The organism is Variovorax sp. GW821-FHT09D05 (genome assembly GCF_059416325.1).
Genome location: NZ_JBWKOZ010000008.1, coordinates 216925 through 235976, shown reverse-complemented (window position 1 = coordinate 235976; position 19052 = coordinate 216925). Strand labels below are relative to the sequence as shown.

The window sequence follows — 19052 nt, the reverse complement described above, 5'->3', positions numbered from 1 at the left end:
CGTCCATGTGCGAATGGCACCGGGTGCTCCCCGCAGCGAAATAAAGGAGGAGCCGAAGGCGGGGGACATTCGCGGAGGGGAGTACCCGGTGTCATTCGCACCCACCCCGAACAAACGCACGCAGCACAAAACACGATGGAGCAAATGAAATGTCCATCCTGATCAACAAGCACACCCGCGTCATCACGCAGGGCATCACCGGCAAGACCGGCAGCTTCCACACGCAGGCCTGCCTCGAATACGGCAACGGCAAACACTGCTTCGTCGCAGGTGTGAATCCGCTGAAAGCAGGCGGCTCGCTGGCCGGCATCCCGATCTTCGGCACCGTGAAAGAGGCAAAGGCCGAGACAGGCGCCACCGTCTCAGTGATCTACGTGCCGCCAGCCTTCGCAGCAGCGGCAATCGACGAAGCAGTCGATGCTGAACTCGACCTCGTCATCTGCATCACCGAAGGCATTCCCGTGCGCGACATGATCCGCACCCGCCACCGCATGCAAGGCCGCAAGACGTTGCTGCTCGGGCCCAACTGCCCAGGGCTCATCACGCCCGGCGAAATCAAGATCGGCATCATGCCGGGCCATATCCACCAGCGCGGTCGCATCGGTGTCGTCTCGCGCTCGGGCACGCTGACCTACGAGGCCGCGAGCCAGCTCGCGAGCTTCGGCATCGGGCAGTCGACCGTGGTCGGCATCGGCGGCGACCCGGTCGGCGGGCTGCGGCACATCGACGTGCTGAAGATGTTCAACGACGACCCGCGCACCGACGCCGTGATCATGGTCGGCGAGATCGGCGGCGATGCTGAAGAGGAGTGCGCGCGCTGGATCCGCGACCACATGCGCAAGCCCGTGGTCGGCTTCATCGCGGGCGCCAGCGCACCGCCCGGCAAGCGCATGGGCCATGCGGGCGCCATCATTTCCGGCGGCCGCGGCACCGCCGAGGAAAAGCTCGCGGTGATGAAGGAATGCGGCATCCACGTGACGCGCAACCCGGCCGAGATGGGAAAGCTGCTCGCCTCGCTCGTCATCCCCGACTACCTCCCGTTCGACTGACTGACGGTAGGCCGCCCAGAATTTTCATCAATCCAGAAAGCAGATAACAACATGGAACAGCAGCAGAAGAAATGGGTTCGCTTCGAGCATGCCGGTGGCATCGGCTTCGGCACACTGGAAGGCGATGCCGTGCACGAGCGCCAGGGCGACATGTTCGGCAGCTCGGAGCTCACGGGCCGCGTGTTTGCGCTGGCCGGTTTGCAACTGCTCACGCCCACCGAGCCGACCAAGGTGATCGCGCTGTGGAACAACTTCCACGCATTGGGCGCGAAGCTGAGCCTGCCGGTGCCGGCCGAGCCGCTGTACCTGCTGAAGACGCCCAATTCATATCTCGCCCCCGGCGCACCCATCCGCAAGCCGCTGTGCGACGGCAAGGTGGTGTTCGAAGGCGAGCTCGGCATCGTGATCGGCAAGACCGCCACCGCCGTCTCCGAAGCCGATGCGCTCGATCACGTGTTCGGCTACACCTGCGCCAACGATGTGACCGTGGCCGACATCCTCAACCGCGACGCCTCGTTCGCACAGTGGGTGCGCGCCAAGGGCTTCGACACCTTCTGCCCCATGGGCCCGGTCGTCGCCACCGGCCTCGATCCCGCGACGCTCACCGTCACCACGCTGCTCAACGGCGAAGTGCGGCAGAACTACCCGATCAGCGACATGCGCTTTTCGGTGCAGCAACTCGTGAGCCTCATCTCGCAGGACATGACGCTGCACCGCGGCGACGTGATCCTCTGCGGCACCTCGGTCGGCGTCGGCTCCATGAAGCCCGGCAGCCTCGTGGAGATCGAGATCGACGGCATCGGCAAGCTCAGCAACCGCTTCGGCTGACACATCGCCGAAGGGTCGCGCAACGAATTCAACTCTTGGGGATCGACATGAAGATTGCAATCATCGGCGCGGGCGCCATCGGCGGACTGGTCGGCGCAAAGCTCGCGCTGGCCGGTGAAGACGTGACGTTCATCGTGCGCGGCGCCAACCTCGATGCCATTGGCAAGAACGGCATCAAGCTGATCTCGGCCGAAGGCGAGGAGCAGGTGGCGCGCAACGTCAAGGCCACCGACCGCTATGACGAGGCCGGCCCGCAGGACATCGTCGTCCTCGCGATGAAGGCCCACCAGGTCGAGGCGGTGGCCAACGACGTGCCAAAGCTGTTCGGGCCCGAAACGGTGGTCGTGACGATGCAGAACGGCATCCCGTACTGGTACTTCCACCAGCACGGCGGCGCGCTCGCGGGTACGCCGGTGCGCAGCGTCGATCCCTCGGGACTCGTTGCCACGAAGATCCCTGCGCAGCGCGTGATCGGCTGCGTGGTGTATCCGGCATCGGAGCTGATCGCGCCTGGCGTGGTCAAGCACATCGAAGGCGACCGCTTCCCTGTTGGCGAGCTCGATGGCTCGACGAGCGAGCGCGTGAACCGTGTCTCTGCCTGCTTCACCGGCGCAGGCTTCAAGGCGCCCGTGCTCGACAACATCCGCGCCGAGATCTGGCTCAAGCTGTGGGGCAACCTGACCTTCAACCCGATCAGCAGCCTCTCGCATTCGACCCTGGTCGACATCTGCCAGTATCCGCCGTCGCGCGAGCTTGCCGCCGCGATGATGCGCGAGGCCCAGGCCGTCGCGCACAAGCTCGGCATCGAGTTCCGCGTGACGCTCGAAAAGCGCATTGCGGGCGCGGAGAAGGTCGGCAAGCACAAGACCTCGATGCTGCAGGACGTGGAAGCAGGGCGCGCACCGGAGATCGACGCGCTGGTGGGCGCGGTGGTCGAGCTGGCCCGGCTCACCGAGACCCCGACGCCGCACATCGACACCGTCTACAGCCTGGTCAAGCTGCTCGCGCGCACCATGGAAGACCAGCGCGGCCGCGTCAAGCTCCATGAAATGACGGCAGCATGAGACGCACACGCAGCGCAAAGATCGTCGCCACGCTCGGCCCGGCCACCACCGACGAGCCAGCCATCCGCGCGCTGTTCGAGCGTGGCGTGGACGTGTTCCGGCTCAACTTCAGCCACGGCACGCAGCACGACCACGCACGGCGTCTGGAGACCATCCGCCGCCTCGAGAAGGAATTCAACCGGCCCATCGGCATCCTGCTCGACCTGCAGGGGCCGAAGCTGCGGCTGGGCACTTTCGAAGGCGGTCGCGCGCAGCTCGATGCGGGCGCGCGCTTCCGGCTCGACATGGACAAGACCAGCGGCAGTGCACGCCGCGCGCCACTGCCGCATCCGGAAATCTTCGCCGCGCTGCAGGACGGCACCGAGCTGCTGCTCGACGATGGCAAGCTGCGGCTGCGCGTGGACAGTCACGGCGCCGACTTCGCCGAGACCACGGTGCTGGTCGGCGGGCCTATCTCCGACCGCAAGGGCGTGAACGTGCCGAGCGTGCTGCTGCCGATTTCGCCGCTGACGCCGAAGGACCGCGACGACCTCGACTTCGGCCTGTCGATGGGCGTCGACTGGGTTGCGCTCTCGTTCGTGCAACGGCCGGAGGACATCGAGGAGGCGCGCGCCATCATCGGCACGCGCGCCTGGATCATGGCCAAGCTGGAGAAGCCCGCGGCCATCGAGCATCTGGATGCGATCGTCGCGCTGTGCGATGGCCTGATGGTGGCGCGCGGCGACCTCGGCGTGGAACTGCCGCCCGAGCAGGTGCCCGAGCTGCAGCGCCTGATCGTGCGCGCCTGCCGCAAGGGCGGCAAGCCGGTGGTGGTGGCGACGCAGATGCTCGAATCGATGATTGCCTCGCCGGTGCCCACGCGCGCCGAGGTGTCGGACGTTGCAACCGCCATCTACGACGGCGTCGATGCGGTGATGCTCTCGGCCGAATCGGCTTCGGGCAAGTACCCGCTCGAAGCGGTCGCGATGATGGACCGCATCATCGTGCGCGTGGAGGCCGATCCTTCCTACCGCGCGGGCATCGACGCCACGCACGATGCGGCGCTGTCGACCACGGCAGATGCTGTCTGCGCCTCGCTGCGCCAGGTGGCCGCGCTGCTCGCGCCGGCCGCCACCGTGACGTACACCTCCTCGGGCTTCACCAGCCTGCGCGCGGCGCGAGAGCGCCCGGCGGTACCGATATTGAGCCTCACGCCCGACACCGTCGCGGCGCGCCGCATGACGATGGTCTGGGGCGTGCATGCGGTGCTGGTCGACGACGTGCACGACGTGGGCGAGATGATCGAATGCGCCTGCCGCACGGCACGCGCCGAGGGCTTCGCGAAGGCGGGCGACGACGTGGTTGTGGTCGCGGGCCTGCCCTTCGGGCAATCGGGCACCACCAACCTGCTGCACGTCGCGCGGATACCGGACTGAAGCGGACTGAGCGCGCGGCGCCAGCGCAGGCGTTGTCGCGCTGTACGATGCCGCTCGACTGCAGCCACCCTCTTTCCCGATGAAGCATGCGACCCTGCGCCAGTTGAAAGTCTTCGAGGCAGTGGCGCGGCTGCTGAGTTTTTCGCGCGCGGCCGAGGAGCTTCACCTCACGCAGCCTGCCGTCTCCACGCAGGTGCGCAAGCTCGAGGAGCACGCGGGCAATGCGTTGTTCGAGCAGTTCGGCAAGAAGATCTATCTCACGCCTGCGGGCACCGAGCTGCTGCAGATCAGCCGCGCGATCATCCAGCAGTTCGAAGCGGCCGAGAACGCGATGATGCAGTTCAAGGGCGTCTCGGGCGGCAAGCTCAACGTGGGTGTGATCAGCGCGGGCGACTACTTCTTTCCGCGCCTGCTGGTGGAGTTCGCGAGCCGGCACCAGGGCGTGACGTTGAACTTCACGGTGCACAACCGGGCGGGGCTGCTGACCCACATCGCAGAGAACCTCACGGATCTCGCGATCATGGTGCGGCCGCCGACCGACCTGGACACCGTCAACCAGCCCTTCGCGCCGCACCCCTACGTGATCGTCGCGGCACCGAGCCATCCGCTGGTGGGTGTGAAGAAGATCCCGATGGCACGGCTGATGCGCGAGCCCTTCGTGGTGCGCGAGAAAGCATCGGACACCTGGCATTCGATGGAAGACGGCTTTGGCGGCGATCTGAGCGGCATCAACATCGCGATGGAGATCCGCAGCACCGAGACCATCAAGCAGGCGGTGATCGCGGGCATGGGCGTGAGCTTCGTCTCGGCCCACACGGTGAGCCAGGAGATGCGCGCGGGCAGTCTCTGCGTGCTCGACGTGGAAGGCTTTCCGCTGATGCTCAACTGGTACGTGGTGCACCGCCGAAGCAAGCGCCTGCCGCCGGTGGCGCAGGCCTTCAAGGACTTTCTGCTGAGCGACGGGCCGTCGCTGATATCGCAGATCGTGCCGTTCGGGAACCACAAAGAAAAAGAGCGCGGCGAGTAACTCGCGCGCGCTCTTTGTGGGGGAGGGGTCCGGTGCGGCGGCTCAACGCTGTACGGCCGCCCTGCGGCGTTGCATCAGCGCGGCGCGTGCTGCCTTGTAGAAGATCACGATGGGCATTGCGGCGAACAGCTCGCGCATTGCGTCGTTGGCGGTGGACGACGAGGCCGGGGTACGGAGGCTGCTGGAATTCAGTGTGGTGTGGCTCATTGAGGGCTCCAAAGGATTGAATCTAAAAGACCGAAGGGATTACCCTGAATTTTAGGGTTTACCCTAGACGAGAGCAAACTCCATTTTCGCGTTTCTTGACCTAGGTCAATTTTTTCGGAGGCAGACAGGTTCTTGCGTAGGCCTGGAACCCGTCTGCAGGAGCGCTTCCGGAGCACATGAGCGAGCGCGCAACGCGCATCGCAAATTCATGAAGGCCATCGCACTGGCCATCGAAAGTTCGCGCGAAGACTTCCGCGATTTTTTCTTCATCGCACCATGCTGCCGCAATGCCGTCGCATCGCGCGATGCACATCGCATGCAGCGCGATGCACGCACGCATCGCGGTGTGTTTCGAACGGCATCGACACACGCAAAGCGCGCGTGCAACGAGGCCTCGTGCTAGGGATATCACGGGGGTCCCACGAGGGCGCGATTCGTGTGAACTTGACTGAGGTCAAGAGTTTTTGAGTCGCTCAGTCCGACAGTCATTCACGCGCAGAAAACTGGTGATCCCAATGCCGTGTAGCGATGCCAAGGAAACCTCGTCGCCTTTCGATGCGCACCGATCGCTCGACTGATTGCTCTGTATTCGCAGCCTGTCGGATTTAAACGAAAACACCAAGGACAACTCCATGACTCGGCCCACCTCCACGACCGCGGGTTCCAACCCCGCGATGTATCCCCCGTCCGAAACCTATGGCGCGACCGCGACGCGATCCGAGGCTTACCGATGGGGGCAGTTGCTGATCGGCATCGTCTGCATGGCGATGATCGCCAACCTGCAGTACGGATGGACGCTCTTCGTCAATCCGATCGCAGACAAGCACGGCTGGAGCCGCGCCGCGATCCAGGTCGCGTTCACCATCTTCGTGCTCACCGAGACCTGGCTCGTGCCCATCGAAGGCTACCTGGTCGACCGCTTCGGCCCGCGTCCCGTGGTGCTGGTGGGCGGCGTGCTGTGCGGCCTGGGCTGGGTGCTCAACTCGGTGGCCGACTCGCTGCCGCTGCTGTACATCGCGGCGGCCGTTGGCGGCATTGGCGCCGGTGCTGTCTACGGCACCTGCGTGGGCAATGCGCTCAAGTGGTTCCCCGATCGCCGGGGGCTTGCAGCGGGCATGACCGCAGCGGGCTTCGGTGCGGGTTCGGCCCTCACGATCATTCCGATCTCCGCGATGATCAAGTCGAGCGGCTATGAATCTGCGTTTCTGTATTTTGGGATCGGGCAGGGACTCATCGTGTTCCTGCTCGCATGGATGCTGACCCGCGCGCCAAGCCACTCCAAGGCCTCGAACAGCCGCAACGTGCAGCAGGCTGGCCGCGATTACGCGCCGTCCGAGGTGCTGCGCTCGCCCGTGTTCTGGGTGATGTACGCGATGTTCGTGATGGTGGCCGCCGGCGGCCTGATGGCCACGGCGCAGCTTGCGCCCATCGCCAAGGACTTCAAGATCATGGACGTGCCGGTCAACATCATGGGCCTGGTGCTGCCCGCGCTGACCTTCGCGCTCGCCATCGACCGCGTGCTCAACGGCCTCACGCGGCCCTTCTTCGGCTGGGTGTCCGACAAGATCGGCCGCGAGCAGACCATGTTCATCGCCTTCGCGATGGAGTCGGTCGGCATCCTGATGCTCTATCACTACGGCCAGAACCCGATCCTCTTCGTGATCCTGACCGGCATCGTGTTCTTCGCCTGGGGCGAGATCTACAGCCTGTTCCCGTCGACCTGCGCCGACACCTTCGGATCGAAGTACGCGGCGTCGAACGCAGGCATGCTCTACACCGCGAAGGGCACGGCCTCGCTGCTGGTGCCGCTGTCGAGCGTGCTCGCGGCTGCCACCGGCAGCTGGCAGGCGGTCTTCATCGTGGCCAGCGCGGTCAATGCGCTCGCGGCGCTGATGGCGTGGTTCGTGTTGCGGCCGATGCGCCGCAAGCACATCGAGGCAAGCCGCGTCGTCGAATAAATAGACCACCATCGGCTTTCCGTCAGCCGGTACCATCCGGCTTTCTTCCGCCCACGCAGCCCTGCCATGAAGATGGCAGGGCTTTTCGCCGATGCACAGGAGCCCGCAGTGACCATCTACCGACTTGACGCGCATGAACCGGTCATCGACGCCAGCGCCCGCGTGGCCGAGAGCGCCAGCGTGATCGGACAGGTCGTGCTCGCAGCCGGCAGCCGCGTCGGCGCGAATGCGGTGCTGCGTGGCGACAACGAGCCTATCACCATCGGCCGCGGCAGCCATGTGCAGGCGGGCGTGATGCTGCATGCCGACCCGGGCTATCCACTGACCATCGGCGACGACGTGACGGTGGAGCCGCACGTGATGCTCCACGGCTGCACCGTCGGCAACGGTGCCGTGGTCGGCGAGCACACCATCGCGCTCAACGGCTCGGTGGTCGGCCGTGCGTGCATCGTCGAGTCCGGCTCGCTGCTGACCGAGGGCAAGGTCTTTCCCGACCGCTCGCGCATCGCGGGCAGGCCCGCGAAGGTCACGGGCGAGGTCGACGACGCCGAGGCCGAAGCGCTTCTGCTCAGGGCGCGCGGCAGCGCCGGTCCCTTCGCTCGCTAGGGCCTTTCAGCACCCCTCCCGAAACCCTGCGTGCCCGCAGGGTTTGTGCGCATTGGCACCGTGCTTGTTTCGGCGGAAATTGACTTGCGTCAAGGCCCCCGGCGCCCGATTCATCGACATTGATCCTCAAGCGGATGGCCGCGGGATTCACGTCGAATTTCATGACGTTGGTCCCGCGACAGAACCACGATGAAAACAGCTCCGCTTGCAAGCAGACAGCAATGCAGCAGCGGTGCCGGAAACGGACCAGATCGGACGGGATCATGAAACTACAACAAGCGCAGCAGGGGCACGAGGTACCGCATCCGGCCTCCGGCCCCACCGACAAGGAAGACGAACTCGCCGCCGTGCATCGCAGCCTGCTGCAGCATGCGGACGAACCAGGCGCGCTGCTGCCGATCCTGCACGACGTGCAGGACGCATTGGGCTACATCCCCGCGCACACGGTGCCGGTGATTGCCGACGCGCTGAACCTCTCGCGTGCGGAGGTCCATGGCGTCGTCACCTACTACCACCACTTCCGTGCCGAGCCGGCTGGCCGGCACGTGATCCAGATCTGCCGCGCCGAGGCCTGCCAGGCGATGGGCGCCGACGCCTTGCTCGCCCATGCAGAACTGCGCCTGGGATGCAATGCGCATGGCACTTCGAAGGACGGAGCCTTCACGCTGGAGCCCGCGTTCTGCCTCGGCCTGTGCGCCTCGTCGCCCGCGATGACGCTCGACGACCAGCCGCATGCGCGCATGACGGCCAAGAGCTTCGATGCATTGGTCACGCAGACCAGCGGAGGCCGCGCATGAGCGCCGCGCCGGGCCGCCCCAAGCAAGCTCGCACCGCAGTGCGAAGCACGGAGGTACTCCAATGAGCACCATCACCGTCTACGTGCCGCGAGATTCGGCCGCGCTCGCGGCAGGCGCGGATCGCGTGGCCCGATGCATCGCGAAGGAAGCTGCGGCGCGCGGCCTCATGCTCGAACTCGTGCGCAACGGTTCGCGCGGCATGTTCTGGCTCGAACCGCTGGTCGAGGTGAACACACCGAGCGGCCGCATCGCCTACGGACCGGTGACGCCCGACGACGTGGCCGGCCTGTTCGATGCCGGCTTCCTCACCGGCGGCAAGCACCCGCTGGCTCTAGGCCTGACCGAAGACATTCCCTACCTGAAGAAGCAGGAGCGCCTGACCTTCGCGCGCATGGGCATCACCGACCCGGTGTCGCTGACCGACTACCAGGCCTACGAAGGCTTCGCAGGCCTGCGCCGCGCGCTGGCTCTCGCACCCGAGGAAATCGTGCAGCAGGTGCTCGACTCGGGCCTGCGCGGTCGCGGCGGCGCGGCCTTTCCGGCCGGCATCAAGTGGAAGACGGTGCTGGGCACGGCTGCGGCGCAGAAGTACATCGTCTGCAATGCCGACGAGGGCGACTCGGGCACCTACTCCGACCGCATGACGATGGAGGGCGACCCCTTCATGCTGATCGAGGGCATGACCATCGCCGGCCTCGCCACCGGCGCCACGCAGGGCTACATCTACGTGCGTTCGGAATACCCGCACGCGATAGCGACGCTGAACGAGGCCATCCGCATTGCCGAAGCAGCGGGCTTTCTCGGCGACAACATCCTGCGTTCGGGCAAGCGCTTCTCGCTCGCCGTGCGCAAGGGCGCGGGCTCGTATGTGTGCGGCGAGGAAACGGCACTGCTCGAAAGCCTCGAAGGCAAGCGCGGCATCGTGCGCGCCAAGCCACCGCTGCCGGCCATCGAGGGCCTGTTCGGGCAGCCCACGCTGATCAACAACGTCATCACGCTGGCAAGCGTGCCGCTGATCCTGGCGCGCGGCGCGGCCTTCTATCGCGACTACGGCGTCGGCCGTTCGCGCGGCACGCTGCCGATGCAGCTGGCCGGCAACATCAAGTACGGCGGCCTGGTGGAGAAGGCTTTCGGCGTCACGCTGCGCGAGCTGCTGTACGACTACGGCGGCGGCTCGGCCTCGGGCCGGCCGATCAAGGCGGTGCAGGTGGGCGGGCCGCTTGGTGCCTACCTGCCCGAATCGCAATGGGACCTGCCGCTCGACTACGAGGCCTACGCGGCCGTCGGCGGCACGGTGGGCCACGGCGGCATCGTGGTGCACGACGACACGGCCGACCTGTCGAAGCTCGCGCGCTATGCCATGGAGTTCTGCGCGCTCGAGTCGTGCGGCAAGTGCACACCATGCCGCATCGGATCGACGCGCGGCGTCGAGGTCATCGACAAGATCCGCAACAACCAGAACCGTCCGCAGCAGGTGATCTTGCTGCGCGACCTGTGCAACACGATGGTCCACGGCTCGCTGTGCGCCATGGGCGGCATGACGCCGTTTCCGGTGCTCTCGGCACTCGACCACTTCCCGCAGGACTTCGGTCTCGTGGTTCCCGATCGCGAAGCTGCCTAGGCGGTTGCGGCGCAGCAGCAGGAGTAAGAAAGACATGTTGGACCATCTCAAGGAAACCGATTACGGCACCCCCAAGCGCGAATCCACGCGCGAGGTGACGCTGGAGATCGACGGCAACGAAGTGACGGTGCCCGCGGGCACTTCGCTGATGCGCGCGGCTGTGGATGCGGGCATCCAGGTGCCCAAGCTCTGCGCTACCGACAGCCTGGAGCCCTTCGGCTCGTGCCGGCTGTGCCTGGTCGAGATCGAGGGCCGCAAAGGCTTTCCGGCCTCTTGCACCACGCCTGCCGAAGCCGGCATGAAGGTGCGCACCCAGACACCCAAGCTGCAGGACCTGCGCAAGGGCGTGATGGAGCTCTACATCTCCGACCATCCGCTGGACTGCCTCACCTGCTCGGCCAACGGCAACTGCGAGCTGCAGGACATGGCGGGCGTCACCGGCCTGCGCAACGTGCGTTACGGCTTCGACGGCGCCAATCACCTGAAGAGCGAGAAGGACGAGTCGAACCCGTACTTCAGCTACGACCCGTCGAAGTGCATCGTGTGCAACCGCTGCGTGCGCGCCTGCGAGGAAACGCAGGGCACCTTCGCGCTGACCATCAGCGGCCGCGGCTTCGAGTCGCGCGTGTCGCCGGGCCAGGACGAAGCCTTCATGGATTCGGAGTGCGTGAGCTGCGGTGCCTGCGTCGAAGCCTGCCCCACCGCCACCCTGCAGGAAAAGTCGGTGATCTGGCTCGGCCAGCCCGAGCACAGCGTGATCACCACCTGCGCCTACTGCGGCGTGGGCTGCGCCTTCAAGGCCGAGATGAAGGGCAACGAGGTCGTGCGCATGGTGCCGTGGAAAGACGGCAAGGCCAACGAAGGCCACTCCTGCGTCAAGGGCCGCTTCGCCTGGGGCTATGCGACGCACCAGGACCGCATGCTCAAGCCGATGATCCGCAAGAACATCACCGACCCGTGGCAGGAAGTGAGCTGGGACACCGCGCTCAACTACGCCGCGGGCGAGTTCAAGCGCCTGCAGGCCAAGTACGGCAAGGACTCCATCGGCGGCATCACCTCGTCGCGCTGCACCAACGAGGAAACCTACCTGGTCCAGAAGCTGGTGCGTGCCGCCTTCGGCAACAACAACGTCGACACCTGTGCACGCGTGTGCCACTCGCCCACGGGCTACGGCCTGAAGCAGACGCTGGGCGAATCGGCCGGCACGCAGACCTTTGCCTCGGTCGACAAGGCCGACGTCATCATGGTGATCGGCGCCAACCCGACCGACGGGCACCCGGTGTTCGCATCGCGCATGAAGAAGCGGCTGCGCCAGGGCGCGAAGCTGATCGTGGTCGATCCGCGCCGCATCGACATCGTGAAGTCACCTCACGTCAAGGCTTCGCACCACCTGCAGCTCAAGCCCGGCACCAACGTGGCCGTGGTGACGGCGCTGGCGCACGTCATCGTCACCGAAGGGCTTATGGCCGACGACTTCGTGGCCGAGCGCTGCGATACGGCTTCGTTCAAGGAGTGGAAGTCGTACGTCGAGCAGCCCGAGCAATCGCCCGAAGCCACTGAAAAGGCGACCGGCGTGCCGGCGGCCGAGCTGCGCGCCGCCGCGCGTCTGTTCGCCACGGCAGGCAACGGCGCCATCTACTACGGCCTGGGCGTGACCGAGCACAGCCAGGGCTCGACCACGGTGATGGGCATCGCCAACCTCGCGATGGTCACCGGCAACGTCGGGCGCGAAGGCGTGGGCGTCAACCCGCTGCGCGGCCAGAACAACGTGCAGGGTGCCTGCGACATGGGTTCGTTCCCGCACGAGCTGCCGGGCTACCGCCATGTGTCGGACAGCACCACGCGCGCCTCGTTCGAAGCCGCCTGGGGCGTGCAGATCAACCCCGAGCCGGGCCTGCGCATTCCCAACATGTTCGACGCTGCCATCGGCGGCAGCTTCAAGGGCCTGTACTGCGAAGGCGAGGACATCGTGCAGTCCGACCCGAACACGCAGCACGTGGCGGCCGCGATGATGGGCATGGAGTGCGTGGTGGTGCAGGACATGTTCCTCAACGAAACCGCCAAGTACGCGCACGTGTTCCTGCCGGGCTCCTCGTTCCTCGAGAAGGACGGCACCTTCACCAATGCCGAGCGCCGCATCTCGCGCGTTCGCAAGGTGATGCCGCCCAAGGCCGGCTATGCCGACTGGGAGGTGACCGTGAAGCTGGCGCAGGCCCTCGGCTATCCGATGGACTACAAGAGCCCCGAAGAGATCATGGACGAGATCGCCGCGCTGACGCCGACCTTCCACGGCGTGAGCTACAAGCGCATCGACGAGCTCGGCAGCATCCAGTGGCCCTGCAACGACGAGGCGCCCGACGGCACGCCCACGATGCACATCGACCACTTCGTGCGCGGCAAGGGCAAGTTCATCGTCACGCAGTACGTGGCGACTGACGAGAAGGTCACGCGCAAGTTCCCGCTGCTGCTGACCACCGGGCGCATCCTCTCGCAGTACAACGTGGGCGCGCAGACGCGCCGCACCGACAACAACCAGTGGCACAGCGAAGACCGGCTGGAGATCCATCCGCACGATGCCGAGGAACGCGGCGTGAGCGACGGCGACTGGGTGGGCATCCAGAGCCGCGCGGGCGAGACGGTGCTGCGCGCCACGGTGTCAGAGCGCATGCAGCCGGGCGTGGTGTACACCACCTTCCACTTTCCCGAGTCGGGCGCCAACGTCATCACCACCGACAACTCCGACTGGGCCACCAACTGCCCCGAATACAAGGTCACAGCCGTGCAGGTGATGCCGGTGATGCAGCCTTCGGCCTGGCAGCAGGAGTACAGCCGCTTCAACCAGACGCAGCAGGACTTGCTTGCCGCCGCATCGGCGCAGCAAAGCGGCGAGACGGTACCGGCCAAGTGAGGATGCTCGCCGCATGAACCTGGTCACTGACGCCGTTCAGTTCTGCGAAGGCGCGCAGCTGCTGCCCGTGCGCGGAGTGCGCAGCGGCCGGCCGTTCGATGTGCAGGACTGGGTGGCCGAGGAAGTGCCCGTGGCGCTCGAATACAACGGCATCTCGCATGCGGTGATGCTCGCGACGCCGCTCGACCTGGAAGACTTCGCGCTCGGCTTCTCGCTCAGCGAGGGCATCCTCGAAGCGGCGCACGAGCTTTATTCGGCGGAAGCCGAGCCGTCGGCGCTCGGCGTCACGGTGCATCTGCAGGTGTCGAGCGCGGCCTTTGCGCGCCTGAAGCTGCGCCGCCGCTCGATGGCCGGGCGCACCGGTTGCGGCCTGTGCGGCACCGAAAGCCTGACGCAGGTGTCGCGCGAACTGCCCGTGCTGAGCAGCGAGGGCGCCGCGCAGTTCGACCGCGAGGCCATTGGCCGTGCGATGTCGCAGCTGCCATCGCAGCAGACGCTGCAAGAGGCTACCGGTGCCGTGCACGCGGCCGCCTGGTGCTCGGCGGAAGGCGAAGTGATGTGGCTGCGCGAGGACGTGGGCCGCCACAACGCGCTCGACAAGCTGGTGGGCGCGCTCGCGGCCAACGACGTCGATGCTTCCACCGGCTTCATCGCAGTGACCAGCCGCGCGAGTTTCGAGATGGTGCAGAAGGCCGCGATGGCCGGCGCGCCGCTGCTCGCCGCGGTGTCGGCGCCGACCTCGTTCGCAGTGGCCACGGCGCAGCGCGCGGGCCTCACGCTGGTGGGCTTCGTGCGGCAGCAGGACCTGGGCGTCTACAGCCATCCGCAGCGGCTGCGCACGGCGGACCCGCAACGCGTGCGCTGACGCTTCATCAACAAAAAACTCAATTTCTCGAAGGCCCCATGGAGCACGATCATTCGGCACAGCTGGTCAAGATGGCCAATCAGATCGGCACCTTCTTCCAGGCGCAATCGCCGAGCGATGCCGGCGCTGCCACGCAGGCGATTGCCGGGCACCTGAAGTCGTTCTGGGCGCCGAGCATGCGCATCCAGCTGATACGCGACTTCGACGCCGGCAAGACACCGCTGCTGATGCCTATCGTGGCATCAGCGATTCGCGGCCATCGGGCGACGCTGCTGCCTGCTGCGCCATGAGCAGCGACTCGTAGTAGAGGCACAGCGGCATCGCGACGAACACCATGCCCGCGACGTAGATCACGAGGCTGGTGACCGGGAACTGCATCTCGTCCCAGTACGGTATGGAAGCCACCGCCGCGATGACGGCGATCAGCGTGATCACGCCGCGCAGCGTGCCGCGCATGAACGCGATGCGCGAGAGCCCCGGTGGGGCATATGTCCGAGGGCCTTGCGCAAAGCTCTGAAGGCCCTCGCCCTTGTCTCCATCTTTTTTCATCGTCGTCGCTCCTCGGTGAAGGCGAAGACGGTTCTTATCACGCGCGCAAGACGCGGGTCAAGGCCGAAGTCCGGCTACTGCGGGACAACCCGCGCTCAGTCGTACTTCACGGTGTAGATCAGGTCGAGCCCGCTCGTCTGCCCCGCCTGCCCGCGCAGCGTGAGCCGCGTCGTCAGGTCGTAGAAGATGAAGATCGTGCCGAAGGTGCCGCCCAGGCTGCGTTCGTAGGTGAGGTAGAAATCTTTCGACAGCCGCTTGCCCAGCGTGACCGCCGACTCGCGCAGGTCGCCGCCGCTGCCCGGCCCCTTGAAGCCGAGTTCGTCCAGCCCGAAACGGCTGGCCAGGCTGCCGCCGCTGCCACTGCCGCCGATCTTGCCGAGCAGCGACAGCGCGGCCTGCTGCAGCAGCGCAGACTCGCCGCCGCTGGTGGCCGAAGCGCGGCCCAGGATCACCCATGACAGCGTTTCGGCATCGGACAGCGCGGGCTCCGAATAGAGCTTTACGCGCGGCGATTGCGCGGTGCCGGTGATCTGCACGCCCGCGCGCTGCGACAGGTTCGGGCGGATCGCCAGGACGTCCAGCGCCGGGTTGTCGAACGGCCCGTTGAAACGCGCCACGCCGGTTTCCACGTCGAGCTGCTGGCCGTAGGCGCGGTACTGGCCTTTCACGGTCTTCACCTCGCCGGTGATGCGCGGCGGGGCATTCAGCCTCGTGCTGCGGATCTCCAGGTCGCCTTCGAGCCGCGTGGTGATGCCGCGGCCCTGCACCGCGAAGTCGTCGCCAAGGTCGAAGTTGATGACGATGTCCGGCGGCTTGGCGGTCTGCGGCTTGGCGGCCTGCGCGTCGGCCTGGGCGGATTCGCGCTGCGCCGTCTCGGTGGCCTCGCGGTCCTTGGCGGCGGAGCGCACGACGACGTCGCTGCCCAGGCTGGGCGCGGTCTCGTCGGGCAGGATGATGACGGCGCGGTCGGTCTTGAGCTTGCCGCGCACGTTGAACTGGCCGTTGTCGAGCCGGGCCTGCACATCGCCCGAGAGCGTGACCTGCCGGTCGGTGCGCACCAGCACGCGCAGCGCGCGCAACTGGCCCTGCAGGGCCATGCGGATGCCCGAGGCCGTGCCGCTGGCGGGGCCCCAGCTCAGGTCGCCGCTGGCCGAGAGCGTGCCGCCGTCGCTGCGGGCCTCGCTGGCCGAGGTGCTGCGGTTGCCGCTCTGGCCGGCGATGCGCGTGGAGCTGCCAGTGCCGCCCTTGAGCGTGAATTCGGTGATCTCGATGCGCTCGCCGCTGAGCGTGGCGCGCAGGCGGCCATCGCGCAGGTCCAGCCCTTCGACCGGTGCGCGCAGCGCGAGCTTGTCGGCGCCCAGCGTGCCGTTCCAGCGCGGCACGGCGCGGTTGCCCGACAGCGTGGCCCCGGCGTCGAGCGTGCCGGCAATGCGCCAGCCCGGCGGCGCGAGCATCGACCACACGCCGAGGTTCGGCAGCGCGGCCTTGATGGTGCCGCCCAGCGGTGCGTCGGGCGCCCACTGCCAGCCGCCGGCGCGCTGCTGCACGCGGGTGTTGATGTCGGCGTCGATCTTGCCGGCGCGTTCGCTGTCCCACGCGAGCACAGCGTGCACCGCGTCGCCTTCGGCATCGAGCCGCAGTTCGGCCTGGCGCAGGCCGGCCGGCGTGCTGGGCGCGTCGCCGTTCCCGGAGGAGGAGTTCATCGTGCGTTCGCTCGCAGTGCCCGTTCCGGTGCTGGTGATGCGCGTGACGAGCGCGGCCTCGCCGGCCTGCACGCGGATGTCGCCGCTCTGGCGCCCGATGTGGGCCTTGGCGCGCAGCGTGTCGCCGGCGTCGATGTCCCAGTCGCCGTTGAACATCAAGTCGCCGCTGATGCCGTATTCGCCCAGCGTGGTATTGGCGCCGAACGCGCCGGCCCAGGCCATCGGCAGGCCCTGCAGCTGGCCCTTGGACTGCACGCGGAACACGCGGTTGGGCGCCGCGCCGCTCTGGCTGAAGCGCAGCGGCTGCCAGTCGATGCGCACGGTGCCGGGCACCGGGCCGCGCAAGGTGGCCGCGGCGGCGGATGCTTCGACGTCGAGGCGGGGTGCATTGCCGCTGGTGGTGCGGATGGTTGCGGTGACTTCGCGGCTCAGCTCCAGCACCCACGGGTCGCCGGGGCGGGCGCTGTCCTGTGCCTGCAGCTTCAGGCTGGCCAGCGCTGCGCGCCATTGGCCAGCGCCGGCGATGCCGCCGCTGGCGCGTGTGTCGATGTTGAACCTCTGCGTGCCGGTGGCGGCTTCGCCCTTCAGCGTGAGCGAGGCCTGTGCGAGGCTGCCTTCGAGATCGGCGCGCAGGTCGCGCAGTTGCACGGCGGTTGCCGTACCGCCAGGTGTGGCCGAGGGCAGGCTCAGGTCGAGCCGTGGCACGCCGAGCACGGCCTTGAGGCTGGGCTCGGCGCCGCGCTGCGCGGGCGCGTTGGCGTTCTGCAGCCGGCGCTGGATGGTCTGCCAGCCGCCTTGCCAGCTGGCGTCGAGCTTCGCCGAGCCCTTTGCGCTGGTGTTCGCGAATACGCCGGACAGCCCGGGCAGGCTTTTCACCCAGCGCTGCACGGTGTCGGCATCGTCGATGCTTACCTTGATGTCGCCACCACCCGCAGACGGCGCAATGCGGCCATCGACCTGCGCGCTGCCGCCCGGCAGCACTAGGTTGAGCTTGCCGCTGGCGGCTTGCTCGGCCACGCGCACCTGCAGGCGGCCGTCGATGCTGGCGCGCTGGGCTTCGATGCGCAGCGTGCGCAGGTCGAGCACCTGGTCTTTCCACTGTCCCTGGGCCAGCGCGCGGTCGAGCGCGAAGCCGGGCAGGGCCTTGCTGCCGGCGCCACCCTCTGCGCGCAAGGCGGCGTCGAAGGTGATGGTGCTTTCCTTCTGCTCGGCCTTGAGCTGCCCGCTGACGGGCGCGCCCGAGAGTTCGGTGTACAGCGCGCCGGGCCGCACGCCGCGCACGGTGGCCTGCGCCTGCCACGGCGACGGCGCGGGGCTCCACTTGCCGGCCGCGTCGATGCGTCCGCCGCCCGCGCGCACGGTGGCCTCGGGAACGCTCCAGCTCGTGCCATCGAAGCCGACCTTGGCCTGCACCTGTTCGAGCGGCAGTTTCTCTTTGTCCCACGGGCCGGGCACGGCATTGCGGATGTCGGCCGAGGCCTTCCATGCGGCGGGGCCGGTGTCGGCGTCGGGCTGCAGTTCGACCGTGCCGGTGAGCTGCGTCTGGGGTGCGCCGGGCCACAGGCTCGACGCATCGACGTTGCGCAGGTCGGCCTTCGCGTCGATCACCGGCTGGGGCAGCCAGGGCGCGATCTGTGCCTGCAGGCTGGCTTCCATCGGCGCATCGGCGTTCTCTTCGGCCGGCTTCAATTCGGCCGCTACCTGCAGCCGCGCAGCCGTGCCGGCGAGCGTGCCCTTCACGGTGGCGGTGGCCAGCACGTCGATGTTGTGGTCCTCGGCCAGCGGCGCCTTCACGCGGCCGTCGAGCGATGCATCAATCGCCATGGGCGCGGGGCCTTGCAGCTTCACGCGGGTGCTGTAGTGGCCGTCAGCGATGTCCACGCCCTTGACCTCCAGCACGTGCTCGGCGGCCTTGTAGCTGTAGCTGCCCGAGAGGTTGAGTGCCTGCAGCGCGGGCGGGCCGGCCCAGCGCACTTCGTCGATGCGGAAGGGCAGCTCGATCTCGATCGGCAGCGCGAGCTGTGCGAGCGGCTCGGTGGGCTTGTCGCTGGGCGGGCCGCGCTTTTCGATGAGCACCTGCTTCGCGTGCACCTCGCCCAGCTGCACCTTGCGTTGCAGCAGCGGCGCGAGCTGCCAGCCGATGGTGGCCTCGTTCACTTCGACGGCGATGCTTTCGCTCTGGTACTTGAGCCAGCCGATGTGGCCGCCGGTGCGCAGCGAGCCGCTCACGTCGCGGCTTTCGAGCGTCTGCCCGGCCGGCAGCCGCTGCGCCGCCTGCGCGATCGCGAAGGCGAGCGAGGTGTTCGAGCCCAGCCACCACCACGCGCCCGCGACCAGCAGCACCACGGCGAGCAGCAGGCCGGCCACGGTCCAGGCCAGGGCGCGCATTGCCCGGCGCGCGCGCGAGCGGCGGGGGGCGAGGGGCGTTGGCGTGGGGTCTGCGTCGGTCTGCATC

General features: G+C 67.3%; 15 protein-coding genes. 12 read left to right on the top strand and 3 right to left on the bottom strand.

Annotated elements, in window-relative coordinates; translation table 11 throughout:
* Nucleotides 1–149: 149 nt before the first annotated feature.
* From sucD to AC07O3_RS22625, 5 genes are all read left to right on the top strand, one after another.
* Nucleotides 150–1049 (top strand): succinate--CoA ligase subunit alpha, encoded by a 900-nt coding sequence (gene sucD, locus AC07O3_RS22645; RefSeq protein WP_093057517.1) that lies wholly within the window; start codon nt 150–152, stop codon nt 1047–1049.
* 51 nt (nt 1050–1100) lie between these two features.
* On the top strand, nt 1101–1877 hold the full coding sequence (locus tag AC07O3_RS22640; RefSeq protein WP_093057518.1) for a fumarylacetoacetate hydrolase family protein: 777 nt from the start codon (nt 1101–1103) through the stop codon (nt 1875–1877).
* A 47-nt stretch (nt 1878–1924) separates the two neighbouring features.
* On the top strand, nt 1925–2941 hold the full coding sequence (locus tag AC07O3_RS22635; RefSeq protein ID WP_495340388.1) for a 2-dehydropantoate 2-reductase: 1017 nt from the start codon (nt 1925–1927) through the stop codon (nt 2939–2941).
* Nucleotides 2938–4356: a pyruvate kinase gene (gene pyk / locus AC07O3_RS22630; protein WP_495340387.1), complete on the top strand. Its 1419-nt coding sequence runs from the start codon at nt 2938–2940 to the stop codon at nt 4354–4356. Before AC07O3_RS22635 ends, pyk begins: the two co-directional genes overlap by 4 nt.
* A gap of 79 nt (nt 4357–4435) precedes the next feature.
* Nucleotides 4436–5383, top strand: a complete 948-nt coding sequence (locus AC07O3_RS22625; RefSeq protein WP_354337969.1) for a LysR family transcriptional regulator — start codon at nt 4436–4438, stop codon at nt 5381–5383.
* A gap of 42 nt (nt 5384–5425) precedes the next feature.
* Here AC07O3_RS22625 and AC07O3_RS22620 read toward each other — a convergent pair whose 3' ends face one another.
* Nucleotides 5426–5590, bottom strand: coding sequence for a hypothetical protein (locus AC07O3_RS22620; protein ID WP_176928890.1), 165 nt, complete (start codon nt 5588–5590; stop codon nt 5426–5428).
* Nucleotides 5591–6264: 674 nt separating this feature from the next.
* On the opposite strand from AC07O3_RS22620, the gene oxlT reads away from it, so the two are divergent.
* The 7 genes from oxlT to AC07O3_RS22585 all read left to right on the top strand — a co-directional run bounded on the left by oxlT (nt 6265) and on the right by AC07O3_RS22585 (nt 14635).
* Nucleotides 6265–7548 (top strand): oxalate/formate MFS antiporter, encoded by a 1284-nt coding sequence (gene oxlT / locus AC07O3_RS22615; RefSeq protein WP_371127396.1) that lies wholly within the window; start codon nt 6265–6267, stop codon nt 7546–7548.
* Nucleotides 7549–7656: 108 nt separating this feature from the next.
* Nucleotides 7657–8154 carry a gamma carbonic anhydrase family protein gene (locus AC07O3_RS22610; RefSeq protein ID WP_495340386.1) on the top strand — a complete coding sequence of 166 codons (498 nt, stop codon included), beginning with the start codon at nt 7657–7659 and terminating at the stop codon, nt 8152–8154.
* Between the two features lie 263 nt (nt 8155–8417).
* Nucleotides 8418–8951 (top strand): formate dehydrogenase subunit gamma, encoded by a 534-nt coding sequence (locus tag AC07O3_RS22605; RefSeq protein ID WP_495340385.1) that lies wholly within the window; start codon nt 8418–8420, stop codon nt 8949–8951.
* A gap of 61 nt (nt 8952–9012) precedes the next feature.
* A complete protein-coding gene (locus AC07O3_RS22600; RefSeq protein WP_093177433.1) occupies nt 9013–10572 on the top strand; it encodes a formate dehydrogenase beta subunit in 1560 nt (519 codons plus the stop codon).
* A gap of 34 nt (nt 10573–10606) precedes the next feature.
* The gene (gene fdhF, locus AC07O3_RS22595; RefSeq protein ID WP_093079747.1) at nt 10607–13480 is read left to right on the top strand and encodes a formate dehydrogenase subunit alpha; all 2874 of its coding nucleotides are present in this window, start codon (nt 10607–10609) and stop codon (nt 13478–13480) included.
* 13 nt (nt 13481–13493) lie between these two features.
* Nucleotides 13494–14345: a formate dehydrogenase accessory sulfurtransferase FdhD gene (fdhD, locus tag AC07O3_RS22590; RefSeq protein ID WP_495340384.1), complete on the top strand. Its 852-nt coding sequence runs from the start codon at nt 13494–13496 to the stop codon at nt 14343–14345.
* A gap of 38 nt (nt 14346–14383) precedes the next feature.
* Nucleotides 14384–14635: a formate dehydrogenase subunit delta gene (locus tag AC07O3_RS22585; protein ID WP_093057526.1), complete on the top strand. Its 252-nt coding sequence runs from the start codon at nt 14384–14386 to the stop codon at nt 14633–14635.
* On the opposite strand, the gene AC07O3_RS22580 is transcribed toward AC07O3_RS22585, so the two are convergent.
* Both AC07O3_RS22580 and AC07O3_RS22575 read right to left on the bottom strand, forming a co-directional pair.
* Nucleotides 14577–14894 carry a hypothetical protein gene (locus AC07O3_RS22580; RefSeq protein WP_307617011.1) on the bottom strand — a complete coding sequence of 106 codons (318 nt, stop codon included), beginning with the start codon at nt 14892–14894 and terminating at the stop codon, nt 14577–14579. The genes AC07O3_RS22585 and AC07O3_RS22580 overlap by 59 nt on opposite strands.
* Nucleotides 14895–14989: 95 nt before the next feature.
* Nucleotides 14990–19051 (bottom strand): translocation/assembly module TamB domain-containing protein, encoded by a 4062-nt coding sequence (locus tag AC07O3_RS22575; protein WP_495340383.1) that lies wholly within the window; start codon nt 19049–19051, stop codon nt 14990–14992.
* Nucleotide 19052 lies beyond the last annotated feature (1 nt).